The following is a 2,972-nucleotide window of genomic DNA, read 5'->3' as shown; positions in this document are numbered from 1 at the left end:
GACGAGTCTTTGATACTCGCCGACGAGTCTTTGATACTCGCCGACGAGTCTTTGAACTCCGTTAAAGAGTCTTTGAACTCCACTCCTGTGCCCCCTACCCCCCTGCTCCCCCTGTCCCTCTGCCTGCTTCCACTAGCGCAAAACTGCTTGATAGCGACCTAGCGCGATTAAAGGAAAGTATTGTTGATAGAGATGATATTTGAGATAAAAATGGCAAGGGAATCCAGTCCCTGTAAAGTCCGCCTCAAACCAAGTACCATCAGGTTGTTGAGTTGCAACTAAATAGCCAATTCCTTGCTCAATAGCCTCAAGAGCGAATTTACCAGTTGCTTCACCTGCTGCCAAGAGGCCAATTAAAGCCCAAGCAGTTTGAGATGCAGTACTATTTCCTTTTCCTTTAAGACTGGGATCGTTGTAGCTGCGGCAAGTCTCACCCCAACCCCCATCTGGGTTTTGACATCCCAATAACCAAGTTGCTCCCCGTTCTATACTGAGTTGATGTCTTTGAGGATCAATTAACGCCAAGGCTGACAAAACGCTACTGGTGCCGTAAATATAATTTACACCCCAACGACCAAACCAACAGCCTTCGGTTTCTTGTTCGCGTAGAAGATAACTAAGCGATCGCTCTAAATTATCAGTATCAATTGACAAATCACAAGCACCCAGCATTTCTACGACTCTAGCCGTAACATCTGCGGTGTTTGGATCAATCATCGCTTTCAAGTCCCCATAAGGGATGGAGTTAAGCCAATCTTGATCGTTGTCCACATCAAAAGCAGCCCACCCGCCTGGTTTACATTGCATAGATGCAATCCAATTTAAGGCACGAGCGATCGCAGCCTGCTTGATTTCTTCGTTGGGGAGTTTCGCCAGATGTAATGCCATCACCACCACAGCCGAGTCGTCTACATCGGGATAAAAGCGATTGTCAAACTCAAATGCCCAAGCCCCTGGTTTTCCCTGACGATTTTTTACAGCCCAATCTCCGTAATCTAAAATTTGTTTTTGCAACAACCATTCTCCAGCTTGCACGACGGCGGGATGATCTGGGGCAAAACCAGATTCTACTAAGGCACGCATCGCCCAAGCGGTATCCCAGACGGGTGAAACACAAGGTTGTACCCGATAACTATTCTCTGTTTCAATGACAAAGTTATCAATTGCTTGCAAACCTCGTTCCACAATCGGATCGTTTCGGTCATAATTCAGACACCGCAAAGCCAGCATTGAATTCAACATCGCCGGAATAATGCCGCCCCAGTCACCTGTAGCTTCTTGGCGCTCTAAAATCCATTTTTCGGCGGCTTTGATGCCTTCTTCACGAAAGGGTACTAAATTTAGACTTTCTGCCAACTTGAACCCCTGATCAAGGGTGAGGAATAAATCTGTCCAATTCCCAGTTTGGGGTAATTCCCACCGGACTCGATCAACACCTTCAGCATATAGCTCATTTAGGTTGATAGTTGGGTCAGTGATAAAAACAGGTTTGCGATCGCACACAACCAGTAATGGTACGGTGCTGGAACGTGCCCAGCTAGACATTTCGTAGATATTAACTGGGAAAGCTTTTGGCAACAGCATTACCCAAGGTGGTAGCGAGGGAATACCGCGCCAGTTGTAGCAGCCAATCAAGGCTAGGTGCAACTTGGTAAAAATCCGAGTTTTGCTGATACCACCTCGTTGGAGAATAAAGGCTTGTGCCCGAATCATCGCCGGATCGGTTGCTGGTACACCTAGCAGCCTTAGCGCCATGTAGGCTTCAACCGAGGTGCTAAGTTCTCCACCATCACCGTAGAAAAGTTCCCAACCGCCATGCTGCCGTTGCTCTTGACGCAGGTAGGTTTCAACTTTGTGTAAAGGTCTGCCTTGGTCTGTTCCCCAAATCTTATGCAGGAGGACGACTTCAGCAGTAATGGTGACGTTAGATTCTAACTCTGCCCACCAGTAACCTACGGGATTTTGAATCGATTGCAAATATTGTTGACTGGCTGCGATCGCCGTTGCGACTTGATTGACTTTTACCCTGTCTTGTGTTTGCATCAAATACTATTTAACCTCAACACCCAACACTAGTTATGAATACGGCAATATGAAAAAATTTTTTCTCTATCAGTAGACATAGTATTCTGTCTGAGTCACTGATAATTTGCAATAGCTCATGGATGTAATTGTATTAGGATTTATGATTTTATCCTTGACAATTTGGTTAGGATTAGTGTGTTTTTGGGGACAGTTTTGGCGAGTAGACCAGCAATTAGAGGTTACAGAAACTCAGCTACAATCGTTACCTGTGGTTTGTGCCGTCGTTCCAGCCCGTAACGAAGCCCAATTGCTACCAACTACACTGCGATCGCTCCTACTCCAGGATTATCCTGGTTCTTTAAACGTATTTTTGGTAGACGATCGCAGCACAGACCAGACAGCAAATTTTGCCGAAGGAGCTGCACACGCTGTAGGTAAACCTGAGCAATTGCATATTATCTCTGGCGTTTCACTGCCTCCCGGTTGGTCGGGTAAACTTTGGGCAGTAGAGCAAGGTATAAACAATGCTAGTAAATTTGCACCTGACTATTTTTTGCTGACTGACGCAGATATCGAACATGATCCTGGTAATCTTCGCCGACTCGTTGCTAAAGCTGTGCAGGAAGATTTAGATTTGGTTTCGGTAATGGTGCGACTCAGGTGTGAAAGCTTTTGGGAAAAACTTTTGATTCCAGCTTTCGTCTTTTTCTTCCAAAAACTCTATCCTTTTCGCTGGGTAAATAATCCCAACAATCCCACAGCAGCCGCCGCAGGGGGATCTATTCTGATCGCCCGTGAAGCTTTAGAGCGAATTGGGGGTATTCAAGTGATTCGCCAAGCTTTAATCGACGATTGCGCCTTGGCTCAGGCTGTTAAGAGAGGGACTGGGGACTGGGGAACTCGGGGCCCCCACGAAGTGGGGATTAGGGGCATGGGGACTGGGGACA

At 46.6% G+C, this 2,972-nt stretch carries 2 protein-coding genes; one reads left to right on the top strand and one right to left on the bottom strand.

The window, feature by feature from the left end:
- Positions 1-132: 132 nt before the first annotated feature.
- Entirely contained in the window at positions 133-2,043 is a 1,911-nt protein-coding gene (gene shc, locus ACFFAP_RS37635; protein WP_375515974.1) for a squalene--hopene cyclase, read from the bottom strand.
- A gap of 118 nt (positions 2,044-2,161) precedes the next feature.
- On the opposite strand from shc, the gene ACFFAP_RS37630 reads away from it, so the two are divergent.
- Positions 2,162-2,972, top strand: an 811-nt coding sequence (locus ACFFAP_RS37630; RefSeq protein ID WP_375515973.1) for a glycosyltransferase, incomplete at its 3' end; no start/stop codon positions are given.

Origin of the sequence: uncultured Nostoc sp., assembly GCF_964245575.1 — a bacterium.
Taxonomy (GTDB): Bacteria; Cyanobacteriota; Cyanobacteriia; order Cyanobacteriales; family Nostocaceae; genus Nostoc.
This window is presented reverse-complemented; position numbering and strand designations above follow the sequence as displayed.